This window comes from Nocardia sp. NRRL S-836, assembly GCF_001279525.1.
Lineage (GTDB): Bacteria > Actinomycetota > Actinomycetes > Mycobacteriales > Pseudonocardiaceae > Lentzea.
The window spans coordinates 1-14,217 of sequence record NZ_LGDY01000112.1 but is presented as its reverse complement, the minus strand read 5'-3'; the positions used below and the strand labels follow the sequence as shown (position 1 = coordinate 14,217).

Annotated in this window: 17 protein-coding genes and 1 pseudogene; 11 read left to right on the top strand and 7 right to left on the bottom strand. The window is 69.3% G+C overall.

Translation table 11 applies throughout. The features are described 5' to 3' along the window. Positions 1-6: 6 nt before the first annotated feature. Positions 7-1,041 carry an aldo/keto reductase gene (locus ADL03_RS27095; RefSeq protein ID WP_053736452.1) on the top strand — a complete coding sequence of 345 codons (1,035 nt, stop codon included), beginning with the start codon at positions 7-9 and terminating at the stop codon, positions 1,039-1,041. Between the two features lies 1 nt (position 1,042). On the opposite strand, the gene ADL03_RS27090 is transcribed toward ADL03_RS27095, so the two are convergent. Genes ADL03_RS27090 through ADL03_RS27080 form a run of 3 tightly spaced genes read right to left on the bottom strand, consistent with a single transcriptional unit; the run spans position 1,043 to position 4,208 of the window. Next, positions 1,043-2,164, bottom strand: a complete 1,122-nt coding sequence (locus tag ADL03_RS27090) for a hypothetical protein (RefSeq protein ID WP_197288688.1) — start codon at positions 2,162-2,164, stop codon at positions 1,043-1,045. Further along, on the bottom strand, positions 2,161-3,675 hold the full coding sequence (locus ADL03_RS27085; RefSeq protein WP_053736379.1) for an alkaline phosphatase: 1,515 nt from the start codon (positions 3,673-3,675) through the stop codon (positions 2,161-2,163). Before ADL03_RS27085 ends, ADL03_RS27090 begins: the two co-directional genes overlap by 4 nt. Before the next feature lie 11 nt (positions 3,676-3,686). Further along, positions 3,687-4,208, bottom strand: coding sequence for an NAD(P)-binding protein (locus ADL03_RS27080; RefSeq protein ID WP_157529323.1), 522 nt, complete (start codon positions 4,206-4,208; stop codon positions 3,687-3,689). Between the two features lie 65 nt (positions 4,209-4,273). Between ADL03_RS27080 and ADL03_RS27075 the strand changes: the two genes are divergently transcribed. Further along, a complete protein-coding gene (locus ADL03_RS27075; RefSeq protein WP_053736377.1) occupies positions 4,274-4,741 on the top strand; it encodes a GbsR/MarR family transcriptional regulator in 468 nt (155 codons plus the stop codon). Here ADL03_RS27075 and ADL03_RS27070 read toward each other — a convergent pair. Next, positions 4,680-5,222 (bottom strand): TetR/AcrR family transcriptional regulator, encoded by a 543-nt coding sequence (locus ADL03_RS27070; RefSeq protein ID WP_053736376.1) that lies wholly within the window; start codon positions 5,220-5,222, stop codon positions 4,680-4,682. The two genes, ADL03_RS27075 and ADL03_RS27070, sit on opposite strands and share 62 nt — an antisense overlap. A 128-nt stretch (positions 5,223-5,350) precedes the next feature. Here ADL03_RS27070 and ADL03_RS27065 point away from each other — a divergent pair, with 128 nt between their 5' ends. The 3 genes from ADL03_RS27065 to ADL03_RS27055 all read left to right on the top strand — a co-directional run bounded on the left by ADL03_RS27065 (position 5,351) and on the right by ADL03_RS27055 (position 7,757). Next, positions 5,351-6,301, top strand: a complete 951-nt coding sequence (locus tag ADL03_RS27065) for an SDR family NAD(P)-dependent oxidoreductase (protein WP_053736375.1) — start codon at positions 5,351-5,353, stop codon at positions 6,299-6,301. Between the two features lie 46 nt (positions 6,302-6,347). Further along, entirely contained in the window at positions 6,348-6,500 is a 153-nt protein-coding gene (locus tag ADL03_RS47450) for a hypothetical protein (protein ID WP_157529321.1), read from the top strand. Positions 6,501-6,968: 468 nt separating this feature from the next. Beyond that, positions 6,969-7,757, top strand: coding sequence for a hypothetical protein (locus ADL03_RS27055; protein WP_053736373.1), 789 nt, complete (start codon positions 6,969-6,971; stop codon positions 7,755-7,757). A 26-nt stretch (positions 7,758-7,783) separates the two neighbouring features. Here the strand turns inward: ADL03_RS27055 and ADL03_RS47445 are convergent, their stop codons facing one another. Further along, the gene (locus ADL03_RS47445; protein ID WP_157529319.1) at positions 7,784-8,029 is read right to left on the bottom strand and encodes a hypothetical protein; all 246 of its coding nucleotides are present in this window, start codon (positions 8,027-8,029) and stop codon (positions 7,784-7,786) included. Positions 8,030-8,797: 768 nt separating this feature from the next. Between ADL03_RS47445 and ADL03_RS48780 the strand changes: the two genes are divergently transcribed. The 6 genes from ADL03_RS48780 to ADL03_RS27030 all read left to right on the top strand — a co-directional run bounded on the left by ADL03_RS48780 (position 8,798) and on the right by ADL03_RS27030 (position 11,936). Further along, a complete protein-coding gene (locus tag ADL03_RS48780) occupies positions 8,798-9,016 on the top strand; it encodes a hypothetical protein (RefSeq protein WP_197288687.1) in 219 nt (72 codons plus the stop codon). Beyond that, complete coding sequence (locus ADL03_RS27050) at positions 8,971-9,324, top strand: hypothetical protein (RefSeq protein WP_053736372.1); 354 nt, start codon at positions 8,971-8,973, stop codon at positions 9,322-9,324. Before ADL03_RS48780 ends, ADL03_RS27050 begins: the two co-directional genes overlap by 46 nt. A 99-nt stretch (positions 9,325-9,423) precedes the next feature. Beyond that, positions 9,424-10,056 (top strand): hypothetical protein, encoded by a 633-nt coding sequence (locus ADL03_RS27045; protein ID WP_053736371.1) that lies wholly within the window; start codon positions 9,424-9,426, stop codon positions 10,054-10,056. 658 nt (positions 10,057-10,714) lie between these two features. After that, on the top strand, positions 10,715-10,975 hold the full coding sequence (locus ADL03_RS27040) for a hypothetical protein (protein WP_157529315.1): 261 nt from the start codon (positions 10,715-10,717) through the stop codon (positions 10,973-10,975). Next, on the top strand, positions 10,972-11,397 hold the full coding sequence (locus tag ADL03_RS27035) for a hypothetical protein (protein WP_053736369.1): 426 nt from the start codon (positions 10,972-10,974) through the stop codon (positions 11,395-11,397). The genes ADL03_RS27040 and ADL03_RS27035 overlap by 4 nt, the downstream gene beginning before the upstream one ends. Positions 11,398-11,417: 20 nt before the next feature. Next, complete coding sequence (locus tag ADL03_RS27030) at positions 11,418-11,936, top strand: hypothetical protein (protein ID WP_053736368.1); 519 nt, start codon at positions 11,418-11,420, stop codon at positions 11,934-11,936. A 144-nt stretch (positions 11,937-12,080) separates the two neighbouring features. Here ADL03_RS27030 and ADL03_RS45820 read toward each other — a convergent pair. Further along, positions 12,081-13,101: pseudogene (locus tag ADL03_RS45820) on the bottom strand (IS5 family transposase). An 88-nt stretch (positions 13,102-13,189) separates the two neighbouring features. Then, positions 13,190-14,011 carry an IS481 family transposase gene (locus ADL03_RS27020; protein ID WP_053736367.1) on the bottom strand — a complete coding sequence of 274 codons (822 nt, stop codon included), beginning with the start codon at positions 14,009-14,011 and terminating at the stop codon, positions 13,190-13,192. Between the last annotated feature and the right edge of the window lie 206 nt (positions 14,012-14,217).

The following is a 14,217-nucleotide window of genomic DNA, read 5'->3' as shown; positions in this document are numbered from 1 at the left end:
ATGACGATGCGTTATCGCGTACTTGGGGGAACGGGCATCGAGGTCAGCCACCACTGCCTCGGCGCCATGATGTTCGGCAACGTGGCCAACGCGGACCACGAGGAGGGCGTGCGGATCATCCACCGGGCGCTGGACGCGGGGATCAACTTCGTCGACACCGCGGACATGTACTCGGCGGGGGAGTCCGAGGAGATCGTCGGCAAGGCGCTGCAGGGCCGGCGCGACGACGTGGTGCTCGCGACGAAGGTGCACTTCCCGCTGACCGACGGCCGCAACCGCAGCGGCAACTCGCGGCGCTACGTCCTGCGGGCCGTGGAGGACAGCCTGCGGCGGCTCGGCACCGACTGGATCGACCTCTACCAGGTGCACCGGCCGGACTACGCGACCGACGTCGAGGAAACGCTCTCGGTGCTCACGGACCTGGTGCGGGACGGCAAGATCCGCGCGTTCGGGTGCTCGACGTTCCCGGCGGAGGAGATCGTGGAGGCCCACCACGTGGCCCTGAACCGCGGCTTCCTGCGGTTCCGGACCGAGCAGCCGCCGTACTCGCTGCTGGCGCGCGGGATCGAACGGTCGGTGCTGCCGACGGCCCGCCGGCTCGGGATGGGGGTGCTGGTGTGGTCGCCGCTGGCCAGCGGGTTCCTGTCGGGCAGGCACCGGCGGGGCGCGGCGGCCGAGGCGTTCCGGGCGACGCTGACCCCGGACCGGTTCGACGAGTCGTTGCCGGGCAACGCCGCGAAGTTCGACGCCGTGGAGCAGTTCGCGAAGCTCGCCGACGAGATGGGGGTGTCGCTGCCCGCGCTCGCGATCGCGTTCGTGACGACGCACCCGGCGGTGACCTCGGCGATCACCGGGCCGCGCACGATGGAGCAGCTGGAGTCGTTGCTGGAGGGCGCCGACCTGGTGCTGACCGACGACGTGCTGGACCGGATCGACGAGATCGTGCCGCCCGGTGTCGACACCTACGACGTGAACGGCTTCTGGAAGCCGGCGTCGCTGGTGGACGTCCACCAGCGACGCCGGCCCCTGGACCTGCGCTAGGTCACCAGGCCTGGGTGCTCAGGCCCGTGCCGAGGTAGACCTGGTCGAACCCGTTGCCGTCGTTGTCGTCGGTGTAGACGACGCTGACGCGGCCCCACGGGTCCACGGCCACGGCCGGCTCGTCCTGCCGGCCGGTGGCGGTGGAGACCGAGAGCTGCCGTGCCGGCCGGCCCGTGGTGGTGCCGTCGGGGTTGTAGACCTGCGTGTACACGTCCTGCGCCTCGGCCGTGGTCACCGCGACGCCGCGCTGGTCGTCGACGCCGACCTGCGGGTCGGTGCCGGTGGTCTGCGCGGTCGTCCCGGTGGCCGCGCCGGCCGCCGTGAACGACTGCGTCTTCACGCCTGCGCTCTCCCACGCGACCGCGAAGTCGCCGTTGAAGTTGGCCGCCACGGCGGGACGTTTCCCCGTTCCCGTCGTGGTCTGCGCCTGCTTCACCCCGCCGGACGGGGTGAGGATCTTGCGGGCCACGTTCGCGTCGGCCTCCCACACCACGACCGCGTTGGCGGCGGCACCCATGGCCACCTGCGGCTTGGCGTGGGTGCCACCGGCGGCGTTGACCTGCGCCTCGTAGGTCTTGCTCGACAGGGACGCGAACCCGCTGATCCGGACGGTCGGCGGGTTCGTGCCCTGCTTGTCCTCCCACGTGACGGCGAAGTGCGCGGTGTCCGGGTCCGCCGCCACGCTCGGGAAGTACTGCTGGCCGTCCGAGCCGGCGTTGGCCGTGCCGGAACCGCTCACGGTGCCGCTCGCGCTGACCTGGCGGACGGCGATGTTGTAGTACCCGTTGCCGTCCGGGTCCTCCGACCACACGACGACAGCGCTGCCGTCGTCGTGCAGTGCGACGTCGGGCTGCCAGTGCCGCCAGTTGCCCGTGCCGCCGGTGCTGAGCTTCTTCTCGTAGACGGACGCGCCCTCCCTGTAGAGCCGGATCCAGATGTCGGTGTGGACCGGGTCCTCGGGGGTGGCGGTGTCGCGGTCGTCCTCCCACACGACGGCGGTGTAGCCGTTGCGGCTGGCGGAGACGGCGGCGTTGTCCTGGTCACCGGTCGAGTCGCTGTTGACCGTGGACCACGTCATGGGCGCGGGCGCGAGCAGGAGGGTGGCGATCAGCAGTGTCTTCACGGCGCCTGCAATCCGGGGTTGTTCGCCTCGACCACGTAGCTCTGCACGGTCTTCACCGGGTAGTCGCGGACGGTGACCTTGTCGACGGCGCGGAAGTCGACCCGCATCTCGGTGCTCGTGGTGCGGGTCTTCACGTAGCCGCGCAGGTTCTTGAAGAACTTCACGTGCGGGTTCAGCGTCGGGTTGAGGCTGTTGTCGGCGGCGTTGCCGTCACCGCCGGACGTGACCGACGTGGTGACGAGCTCGGTGCCGATGATCCGGTTCTGCGACTGGTAGGACTGCATGAGGTTCGCGGCCCAGCTGCGGTGCACGTCGCCGGTGAGCACGACGGTGCCCTTGTTGCCGTTGGTGTCCCAGGCGTTCTGGATGCGCGTGCGGTTGGCGGTGTAGCCGTCCCACGCGTCCATGCTCTTCGACCCGTCCGCGGCGGCCAGCCGTTGCGCGAAGAACACCTGCTGGCCCAGGAAGTCCCACGTGCCGAGCTTCTGGCGCAGGCCGTCGACCAGCCACGACTCCTGCGCCGTGCCAGTCAGCGTGCGCGTCGGCGCGTCGGCGTCGGGACAGACCTTCGTGCCGTCGCCGCACGCCTGGTCGTCGCGGTACTGGCGGGTGTCGAGCATGTGGAACGTCGCCAGGCTGCCCCAGCGAACCCTGCGGTGCAGCACCATGTTCTCCGCGCTGGGCGCCTGCGCCGACCGCAGTGGCATGTGCTCGTAGTAGGCCTTGTACGCCGCCGCCCGGCGCGCCTTGAAGTCACCGGCGGGCGAGCTGTCGTTGCGGACCAGGTTGGCGTAGTTGTTCTCGACCTCGTGGTCGTCCCACACCACCAGCCACGGCGCCGTCGCGTGCGCCGCCTGCAGATCGGGGTCGGTCTTGTACTGCGCGTGCCGCACCCGGTAGCCGGCCAGCGTGCTGATCTCGGCGGAGGGAGCGAACGCGCGGACCTTCGTGGTCGTGGCCGCGCCCTCGTAGATGTAGTCGCCGAGGTGCAGGATCAGGTCCGGGTGCTCCTCGGCCATCCTGCGGTAGGCGGTGAAGTAGCCCTCCTCGTAGTGCGAGCAGGACGCGAAGAGCATGGACAGCTCGGGGGAGGTGCCGACGGCCGGTGCGGTGAGGGCGCGGCCGGCGGGGGAGATGTGGCCATCGGCGCGGAACCGGTACCAGTACTCACGTCCCGGCTCCAGGCCGGTGAGCGTGACGTGGACGGAGTGCGCACTCGCCTGCGCGGTGGTGACCGTGCCGGTGCGGGCGATGCCCGTGAAGCGTTCGTCGGTGGCGACCTGCCACTCGACGGTCGTGCCGGTGCTCGGCATGCCGCCGAGGCCGTCGGCGTTGAGGGGGTTGGGCGCGAGGCGGGTCCAGATCACGAACCCGTCGGCCGCCGGTTCGCCGGACGCGACGCCCAGGGTGAAGGGGTAGCCGATCGCGTTGGCCAGCCGGGGCACGAACACTCCCGCGCTCGCTCCGGCGAGACTTCCCACGATGAAGGTGCGTCTCCGTAACGTGGTCATGTCCCGCAGAGTTACCCGGCGGGAGTAAAGGACCGCCTAACGGTGGTGATATGCGGTCTTAAGGTGTTCTCCCACCAGGAGAACGCTTCCCGGTCGTCCCGGTACAGGTCGAGCCCGTCGGCCAGCAGCTCGGCCGAGCTCAGCGGCAGCCGCGTGTCGTGCACCGCCCGGTAGAGCAGCGCGACGTGGTCACGCGACCAGGCGTCGAGGCGCAGTCCCGGCAGCCGTTCGGCCTGGCAGCACGGCTGCGCGCACACCACGATGTCGAACCACTCGTCGTGGTCGGGGAACGTGACGGTGACCCCGAACCGGTCGGGGCACAACCCCACGACGGCCGTGTGCCGCGTTTCGTAGTGCAGGGGGTACGGCAGTGCCGCGAGCCTGCGGGCGGCGTGCCGGTCCGGCCCGCGCACCGGCATCGGCTCGGAGCGCCCGCCGTGGTCGAGGACCACGACGTTCCAGGTGCTGCGGGATAATCGGAGTGCGGTCGCGAGCCCGGAGACCCCGGCCCCGACGACGAGTGCTGTGGCCATCACTGCCCCTTCCCCCTAAGATCGAGGCTAGCGAACGTTCAGAAATTTCTGAAGACTGGGGCACTGTGACGGGCGAGACACACCGCAGGCAGACGGCCGAGCACCTCGCGCTGACGCTGGTCGGCGCGGGGATGCAGCGGATGGCGGCCCGTGTGCTCGCGGCGTTCCTGTTCACCGAGGAGCCGTCGCTGACGGCGGGGGACCTGAGCGAGGAGCTCGGCGCGAGTGCCGGGTCGGTGTCCGGCGCGATCAAGCTGGTCATGCAGATGGGGTTGATCGAACGGGTGCCGGTGCAGGGCAGCCGCCGCGAGCACTACCGGATGCGCGACCGGGCGTGGACCACGCTCTACGGCCGCCAGCACGCGCCGATCGACGACATCCTCGCGGCCGTCGCGAGCGGGGTGGAGGCCGTTCCGCCCGGCCCGGCCCGGGAACGGCTGGAGTACATGCGGGACTTCTACGAGTTCCTGCTCAGCGAGGTGCCGGCGCTGGTCGAGCGGTTCGAGCGGCGCCGAAGCGAATCCCGTCCATGACGAGGTCGAGCATCCGGCCGGCCTGACCGGGGTCGTCGTTCTGGGCGACCGCCACGAGCATCGCCACCACGTCCGCCGGCTCACTGGTGGCGCCCAGCGGTTCGAGCAGCTCGGTCAGCGCGCCGACCAGCTTCGCGCGGCTGTGCTCGAACGGGTTCACGCCACTGGCGATCACGGCCTGCAGCGCGTCCTTGAGGTCGCGTTTCGTGGCGATGTAGGCGATGAAGCTGTCCATCCACGCCCGCAGCGCCTGTTCGGCCGGCAGGTCCGCGAGCGGGCTCAGGTCGCAGAGCTTCTCCAGCTCCGCGCGGTAGACGGCCTCGATCAACGCCTCGCGGGTGGGGAAGTGCCGGTACAGCGTGCCGATCCCGACGCCGGCCTTCTTGGCGATGGCGCCGAGCGTCACGTCCTTCTCGTGGGTGAACGCGTCGAGCGCCACCTCGAGCAGCAACGCCCGGTTGCGAGCGGCATCAGCACGCACTTCAACTCCCCTGGGTCATCCCGCTTGCGAAACGGAGGGTCCTCCGTTTAGTGTGGAACTCGAACCGGAGGGACCTCCGTTTCAAGCTACAGCACCCTTCTGGGGAAGACACAGGTTGGGGAACCAGGATGACTGAGCGCATCACCACGCCGTTCGGCTTCGAGACCACCGCCCTCGAGGTCGTGCAGGGCGTCGACCTCTCCGGCCGTCGCGCCGTGGTCACCGGTGGGGCGTCCGGCATCGGCGTCGAGACCGTGCGGGCACTGGCGGCCGCCGGCGCCGAGGTCACCATCGCCGCGCGCAACGTCGAGGTGGGCGGGCGCGTCGCCGCGTCGCTCGCGGAGGCGACCGGCAACGAGCACATCCACGTGGCGCCGCTCGACCTCGCGGACCAGGAGTCCGTCAAGGCCTTCGCGCGGGACTGGGACGGCCCGCTGCACCTGCTGATCAACAACGCCGGTGTCATGGCCACGCCGCTCACCCGCACGCCGGAGGGCTGGGAGCTCCAGTTCGCCACGAACCACTTCGGGCACTTCACGCTGACGCTGGGCCTGTTCGGCGCGCTGCGGGCGGAGGGCGCCAGGGTCGTGAACGTCAGCTCGGCCGCGCACCTGGGCAGCTCGGTGGTGTTCGACGACATCCACTACGAGCGCCGCGCGTACGACCGCTGGGAGGCCTACGGGCAGTCCAAGACCGCGAACATCCTGTTCGGGATCGAGGCGGGCAAGCGCTGGGGCGGCGAGGGCGTCACGATGAACGCGTTGATGCCCGGCGGGATCCTGACGAACCTGCAGCGGCACATCACGCCCGAGGAGCTGGACGAGCGGCGCAGGTTGCGCGGCGGCGGCAAGCCGATGCCGTTCAAGACGCCGGAGCAGGGCGCGGCCACCACGCTGGTGCTGGCCGTGTCGCCGTTGGTGGAGGGCCGTTCCGGCCTCTACTTCGAGGACTGCGCCGAGGCGTTGCCCGCCGTCACCGGCGGCACGAGCGGACTCGCCGCGCACGCACATGACCCGGAGGCCGCCGCGCAGCTGTGGAAGGTCTCCGAGGACATGCTGAAGATCGGGGAGCAGGCATGACCACCACCACGGGGTTCGGGTTCGAGTCGACGCGTGGGGCAAGGCCGTGACCATGCTCGGCGTCCCGCCGCGCGCGACGTGGGAACGCCTGCCCGGCGTGACCGACACCGACGTACAGCGCTGGGCCATGATGCCCGCACCGGTCGACGGACACGGCCTGCTGGCTGATGTGCTCGGCCGCACCGCGTTCCAGGACTAGCCCGCATCGGTCCGACCGGTGTTCTGGCCGCGTGTTGTGCCGCGCCTCGGTGCTCTCCGCGCGACCGCACCCGAGGCGCCGCCCTCGTTGAGCGCCCGGATGATCTCGGGTCGCTCGCCAGGCTCGGACCTCCGCAACGCGATAGCGAACTGAACGACGCGGCACACCGCCGTAATCGTGACAACCACCAGGCCGACCAGCCCCGCGTCCGACCACACAGCTACCTCCTCGGGTTCTTGAGCCAACGATGACCGATGTGTTGGCGGACAAGCAAAAAGAGAAAGGACAAGCGACGCCCGCCAACGGAGAAGGACGTTGACGGGGATGAACGCAGCAGCTAGGAACGGCCACCGCCAACTGCTAACGGCTCCCATCCGCACTCATCGACCCAATTTCGACGTCCCGTGCCCGATCGGGATACCGCCGAGGGGTGCAATAAAGATCACAGCGCCTCGGGAGTGATGAGCGATGGCTGTCACCGCTGAAGGGACCCGGCTCACTGCCGAGTACCGCCGCGCGCAGGGCCGCGACAGCGTTCGCCTGGTGCGCGACGTCCTCGTCCTGTGGCGGCTGCTCGACCCCGTCCGGCTCAACCCGACGATGCCGAGTTGGGCAAGCCGGGTGCTCGACCTGATCGGCCGTCACCGGTCGAAGTCGGAGCGGTTGGCGCTGGACTACCTCGGGGCGTTCCGCCGCGCGGAGACCGGCGCGGCATTCGATCTGCCCCCTATGAAAAACCTCGAGGCGGGGTGGCGTGATGCCGCCGAGGTCTCGTTGTCGGTGACCGGTCCGAGCACTGTCAAGCGCTTGAGTGCTGCTGGGCTCGATCCCCAGCAGGCGGCTGACCGCGCTGCTCCGGCCGTCGCTGCTGCGGCGATGCGACACGCTGCAGGAGGGGGCCGAGACGCGATCGACGCGGCGATCCTCGCCGATCGGCTCGCGCTGGGCTACCAGCGGATCACCGTAGAGAAGGCGTGCGCGTGCTGCGCGCTTCTCGCGTCGCGCGGACCGGTCTACAAGTCGCCCGTGTCCGGCTCACGCACCCTGCGCGACGGCAAGCCCGAGCCCTCCTACGACGGATGCGGGTGCGTGGTCGAGGTCGTGTACGACGCCGACACCGCCCTACCGGCCGCGTCGGCGAAGTTCGCCGCGCTGTGGGAGACCTCGAACGAAGGCCTATCCGGTCGCGAGGCCCGCAACGCCTTCCGACGCGCCCACGAGGTCAACATCAGGAACTCCGACGGGCGGCAAACCTAACGTGTGCCGCCCGCCGATGGTCCGTGCTACCGCTGGCTGATCTCGATCCACCCGAAGGAGAGATCCATCGGCACCAGCCACAGTGCGCCGAACCCCGTCACGAAGATCACCACGATCAACACGACGAGCCGCCACGTGGTCGGCCAGTTGGCGATGGCCTGCGAAATCAGTCCCGCCCAATTCTGCGGACCGGATTCCGGCCGTTCACCGATGGAACCGTGCTCCTCGCCCTTTCGGTCTGGCGGGTCACTGGGTCTGCGGCCTACGTTCAAGTTGTAAGGCCTCCTTCGTCGTTGGGTGGTGCTGCGTGGCCGGGTTCTAGGTCGAGTCCACGCAACACCTGCGAGTAGTCCCCGGCGAAGGTCCGCGAGCGGTCCCCTTCTGACAAAGGGGACCGTTCGTGCGTTCAGGGCTGATTGCGCCGGACCAACGGGGCTCTTGACGTCACATAACCGGAGTCCACCCCGGAGCGGGACGTCACAGCGCCCACCGGTGGCAGTGAGACGGTAAGCGTGCACCGAGTTTCGGCCAGGCAGATGTTTCGGCACGGACGATCAGTCTTACCGAGTCAGCTCGGCTGTTACCGCAGGTCAGAACCCCTAGGTGTTATGGGTCCAGTTCAGTTCTTCGCAGCCCGTTTGCGTCCTGCTGACACGTAGCTCTACCTGCTGAACCATGCTGTTCGCGGCCTTCGTCCCCCGGACAGATGTGGGCGGAGTTCGGAGCAGATTGGTGGCGGTCGGTGCCATGCTTCCTGCCGCGCCCCGGCCACTGAGTGACCGTTCATCGCCGCAGCGGTGTCACTCGCCTCGGGCGTGACCATCCGTTCGTCGCCCGAAAGCCACCGCTCAGCGCGTCCGCAGGCGATCGGCCGCGCGGGCGCATCGCCGTGCTCGACCTTCGCCGGTCCTTGTGCATCGCGCAGCGTGCTGCTCGCCAGTCTGTGAACCGCCGCGCGCTCACGCCCGCGGCTTCTTTCGCGCGCCCACCACTGCCGTGCGACCCCACCAACACTCACGTGACCTGAGGAGGTCCGTTTGGTGACCGCACCCGATCCCGCCGCGACTAGCACGAGCGCAAGCGAGCAGCCCTCGACCGCCGCCGAACCGCCCACCCCGCCGGCCGCGCCGACCGCGCCGACCGGCGAGACCACCGCAGACGGGGCGGCGCTGCTCGCCCAGCTCGCCGACGCGCGCAGGCGCTCGCCGCCCGCGTGCCCGAGCTGGAACAGCGCGCCGCCTCCGCCGAAGACCTGCTGACCCGCCTGCGCGTGACCCGCGTGGCCGGGCTGGACGACACGTTCGCCGAGCGTCTGCGCGGCGCGGACGAGACCGAGCTGGCCGCCGACGCGACCACGCTCGCCGACCTGCTCGCGGCGGCCAACTCCGCCGCGCCCGCCTCCGCGCCGGCCTCTGCACCCGCCACCCCGCCCGCCGCGCCGCTGGCTCCGGGACGCCGACCGGTCGAGGCGCTGCGCCCCGCGTCGGCGACCCCGCCCGCCGAGAGCCCCGAAGACGGCCCGGCAGCTGTCGCGCGGCTGGTGTTCCGCAAGCCGCGCACGCCGTAACCGGCGCTGCTGTCCTAAGGAGACACGCCCATCTCGAACACGTTCCTTACCCCGAAGCAGATCGCCTCCGCGTCCATCGCGGCGCTGGAGAACCAGACTGTGCTGGCCGCGACCACCTGGCGCGGCGCGGAAGCCTCGTTCTCCGGCAAGCAGGGCGACACGGTCACGGTGCGCACCGACACCGTGGTCGGCGGGGCCCGCGTCTTCAACCGCGCCGCCAACCAGCCGATCGTCATCGACGAAGTGAAGGAGGTCGGCGTTGACATCAAGCTCAACACCTACCTCTACAAGGGAATCAACCTGCCGGACGAACAGCTCACGCTGAACGTCCGCGACTTCACGTCGCAGATCGCCACCCCGCAGGCCAAGAGCGTCGCCCGTGCTGTTGAGACGATGGTGGGCGCAGATCAACGCGCTCACGTTCTCGCTGACGCTCAAGGCGGACGGCACCGACGTTCACTCGAATTGATCGAGGCCCGCAAGCGTCTGAACAAGGCGGAGGTGGAACGCAAGATCCTGCGGCGCATCGCCCGCCGTTCAGGTCTGCGCTCGACCCGCACCCCGCACAGTGCGGGTGACCACGCTGACCTGCCCGACACCGTCCCTGTCGTCTACGCGGACGGCAGGCCGGGTGAGCCGATGCCGTGGCGGTTCGTCGAGTACACCGAAGCGCAAGGGGAGGTGCCGCCGCCTGCACCTGCCGCACACACTGACGGTCGTCAGTCCGAATGAGATCCCCGACGAGTACGACAACCCGGTGCCACGGCTGGAGTACGGACCGGAAGCACCACGGCGCACCGTGCGCGGGATGCTGCAACCCCGAACCAGCGTCACCACTGCCGAGCCCGGCGCCAGGCCGTCACCGGCGCATGGTGGTTGTTCACCGTCGAACCGATCGCCGCGCGCGAGCGCGTCGAGTACGACGGCCGCGTCTACCAGGCCGAGGGCGACCCCGAATGCTGGGAGCCTCGGCCTGGTCGAGTGCACTACGAGGCGACCCTGACCCACGCTGACGGGTAGGGATTCCCGCCCGCCGGTTTGCGCGGACGAAGCCCGTCAACGCGCGGATGATGGCAGGACGCTCCTCGGGCTTCGCTCCCCGAAGAGCAACCACCAAGATCCACACCGGAATGCTCGCCACCACAGCGGCGGCCAGCAGCACCGAAAGTTGAAGAGGCATTACTTCCATATAGACCACCCCGAGTGGGCAACAATAGTCGTTAGCCGCGCTAACGGCCTATGTTGACAGGTTGCCCGCCTCTTACGTCACTTGTCACCCCATCGGCTCAGTCCTGCTGAGAGGAGTGAGTGCTGTGGCGGTTTTCCATCCCGATCATGCCGGTCTCGCGGCGGTCCTCAAGAGCGAACAGGCCCGCGCATGCTGCGCGAGGTGGCGCAGGAAGTCGCGTTGGAAGTTGAGGCGCAGGGGCACACCGTCGAGGACGGGAGCCTGCTCCCGGTCGAGGTGCGCGACGAGGCCGACACCGACCGTGCGGCCGTGAGCGTCGCGATCCCGCACGCCGCAGGCGTCGGCATGGAAGCCCGCTACGGCCTGCTCAAGCGCGCCGCCGCACGGCTGAGCCTGCGTGCCAAGGGCTTCAGCGCCCCACGTCGCGCCCGCAAGCACACACGGACGAGGAAGCGGCGGTGAGCAGTCCACGCCTGCCCGTGCCGGTCGACGTCGTGGAGCTCGTCGTGCGGCTGTTGCGCCGCCTGCTCGCCGAACACGCCGGCGAGCAAGTCCGCGGCGTTCAGGTCGCCACGGAAACCGGGCGCGGTAAGGACGGTGGTCCGCCGTCGCTTCCGTGGCTGCTGGTCGCCGCCGATGACCATGACTGGCAGTGGCCCGCGATTCAGGCCGCCGCAATCCGGATCACCTGTTGGCACCGCACCGAGCACACCGCGAAATTGTTGCTGTCGATCGTGATGGGCCTGCTCTGCGCGCACTGTGCCTCGGGTGCGTTCATGGCCGCCGAGCCCGACACCGCGCCGATCTCGGGCATTGACCCGCGCACCTCCGCGCCGCTGGCGTTCATCGTGCTGACCGTGACCGCACGCACCTTGACGCGCTGACCGCGCTTCCCCTGTCCAGTTTGGAGATCTTCCCTTTGGCCGTAAACACGAGCCTGGTCCGCGTCGCGGGAACAGGGGAACTTTCCATTGCCCAGCCCGGAACCCCGGAGCCTGCCGACGCCACCATGGCGTTGCCCGCCGCCTGGACCGGCCTCGGCCTGACCACCGAGGACGGCGTGACGATCGCGCGCAAGGTCGAGAAGGAAGGGACGACGCACTGGCAGCGCATCACTCGCGCCCGCTACATCATCAAGTCCCATGAGATGACAACGAAGGCCGTCTTTCAAGAGACGAAGGCGGCGGTGCTGTCCGCCTACTTCGGTGGCCTGGTATTCGCTGAGACAGCGACCGGTAGCAAGAAGTACCGCGCCGAGATCTCGACGGTTCCCAAGAGCGACGTCCGGGCGCTGTGTATCGACTGGACGGACGAGATCAGCGAGACCGAGATCTACCACCATCGGCTCTACATCCCGCGCGCCGAAGTCTCCGAGACCGACGATGCCCAGTGGTCCGGACGCAGGAAGCGCGTTGGGGCATGACCTTTTCCGCGCTAGCCCCGCCCGGTTCGTCCACCACGCTCGCCGTGTGGTTGACCGACGATCCGGCCGTGATCGCCGGTCTCGGCGCGCCCACACTCGCCGCCAAGTCCTGACCCGTCCACTAGGAGCTGTGTGAGGTTTGGATCATGTGGTTGAGGTCAGGGTTCTCAGCCACATGATCGCTGCGCGTAGGCGTAATCCGGCTCCGTAGTTTTCTGGTGACTTGTCATAGCGTGTGGCCAGGCCACGCCATGTCTTGATCTTCTGGAAGCAGCGTTCGACGGTGTTGCGTTGCTTGTAGAGCGTGGGATTGAAGGAGACCGGTCGGCCTCCGGCGGAGCCTTTGTTCTTCCGGTTGGCCTGCTGGTCGGTCTTCTCCGGGATCACCGCGGTGATCCGTCGTCGCCGCAGACAGGCGCGGTTGGCCTTGGAGGAGTAGGCCTTGTCCGCAGCCACCGCGCCCGGACGAGTCCGGGGCCGACCGGCCGGTCCGGGGACTCGGATCTGGTTGAGCACGGCCTGGAACTGCGGGCAGTCCGCGGCCTGGCCGGGTGTGAGCACGAACGCCAGTGGCAGCCCGCGTGCGTCGGCAGCGGCATGGATCTTGCTGCTCAGCCCGCCTCGGGACCGGCCAAGCCCAGCCGCTCTCGCCCGAGCGCTGCGGCGCCGCCGGAGCGCGACGCGGTCCTGATCGGCAGACGCACCCGTGCTTTCCTGATCCGCACCGGCCTGCGATTGATCACCCGCAGGACCCGCTGCCGGGCAGGCAACGGAGCCCCTTTTTCCTCGGTCAGCGCCTGTTCCAGTGCATCGAGGGTCTCCCCGGCGACGGCCAGGCCGGCTGACTCGTGGTGAGCCCGCACGATCGTGGAATCCACGCTGACCAGTTCCAGCCCGACTTGTCCGCGGGAGGCGGCCTCGGCGATCAGCGCGTCCATCAGCGCCTGGAACACTCCGGCCTTGGACCAGGCGTTGAACCGCGAGTAGACGGTGGACCAGGGCCCGTACCGTTGCGGGACGTCACGCCAGCCCGACCCGGTGCGAAACCGCCACAGGATCCCGTTGAACTGGTCCCGCACCCGCCGCGGCAACGGCCCGTGGCCGCGACCGGCACATGCGGCTCGATCAGCGCCCACTCGGCATCGGTCAGATCAAAACGCGCCACATCCGTGTTCTACCAGCAGGTCACCGGTCCACCTAGATCCGAACTTCAAACAGGCCCTAGGTGTACTGATTCGTGGCGTTGTTGACGTCTAGGGTGTCAGTCGGGTGATGGGTGGCTGGCCGCCGAGGGCGGTGTGGGGGCGTTGGGTGTTGTAGTCGTGGACCCAGCCGGGCAGGGCGGCGAGGCGTTGCTGGTTGCCGGTCCAGGGCTGGGCGTAGGCGAATTCGGTTTGCAGGGTGCGGTTGAAGCGTTCGGCTTTGCCGTTGGTCCAGGGGCAGCGGGGTCTGGTGAAGCGGCGGCGGATGCCCAGCGCGACGCAGACCGCGCGCCAGGTGCTGCCGACGCGGTAGACCTTGGCGTTGTCGGTGAGCACCCGCAGCACTGTGACGCCGTGGTCGCGGAACCAGGCGACCGCCCGGTGCAGGAAGCCCGCGCAGGTGCGGTCTTTCTCGTCGGGCAGGGCTTCGACGTAGGCGATGCGGGTGTGGTCGTCGACCGCGACGTGCAGGTAGTCGTAGCCGATTCCCCGGCCCCGCACCGCTTCGCTGCGGCCGTGGACCCGCCAGCCGCCGCCGTCGGGCACGCGCCCGAGTTTCTTGACGTTGACGTGCAGCAGGTCGCCGGGCCGGGGGCGTTCGTAGCGGATGCCGCTGTGGCGGCGGATCGGCAGGCCGGACAGGTGCACCGGGCCCCGCCGCACTTCCCGGCGCACGGCGAGGATGCGGTGCGGACGCGAGCTGCGATCGGCCAGACCCGCCTCGCCCTCACGCCGGTAGCGGGCCAGCCACTTGTGCACGGTGGCGCGGGAGATGCCGAGCTGCTCGGCGATGCACGCCGGTGACCACCCGGCCGCGCGGCGGGTCACGATCAGCCTGCGGGCATGGATCGTGGTGCGGGCGTTACTGTGCACGCGAGGACCTCCGTGTGCCGATGGGATGCGTCAGACACATCCACTCCGCCCGGAGGTCCTCCCATGTTCAACCCGACACGCCGTCAACAACCTGATTAGTCACTACAGCTAGGGCCCGTCCTCAAAGCTGGTTCGTCTGACGTGCTTTGATCTTGTGCCGTGGTGCGCAGGCATGAGCTGACTGATGAGCAGTGGCAGGCGTTGCA

Bases quoted from the DNA above. Each gene is read 5' to 3' on its own strand.
- ADL03_RS27095 (WP_053736452.1), top strand. From the start codon at position 7: ATGCGTTATCGCGTACTTGGGGGAACGGGCATCGAGGTCAGCCACCAC.
- ADL03_RS27085 (WP_053736379.1), bottom strand. From the start codon at position 3,675: ATGACCACGTTACGGAGACGCACCTTCATCGTGGGAAGTCTCGCCGGA.
- ADL03_RS27080 (WP_157529323.1), bottom strand. From the start codon at position 4,208: ATGGCCACAGCACTCGTCGTCGGGGCCGGGGTCTCCGGGCTCGCGACC.
- ADL03_RS27065 (WP_053736375.1), top strand. From the start codon at position 5,351: ATGACTGAGCGCATCACCACGCCGTTCGGCTTCGAGACCACCGCCCTC.
- ADL03_RS27055 (WP_053736373.1), top strand. From the start codon at position 6,969: ATGGCTGTCACCGCTGAAGGGACCCGGCTCACTGCCGAGTACCGCCGC.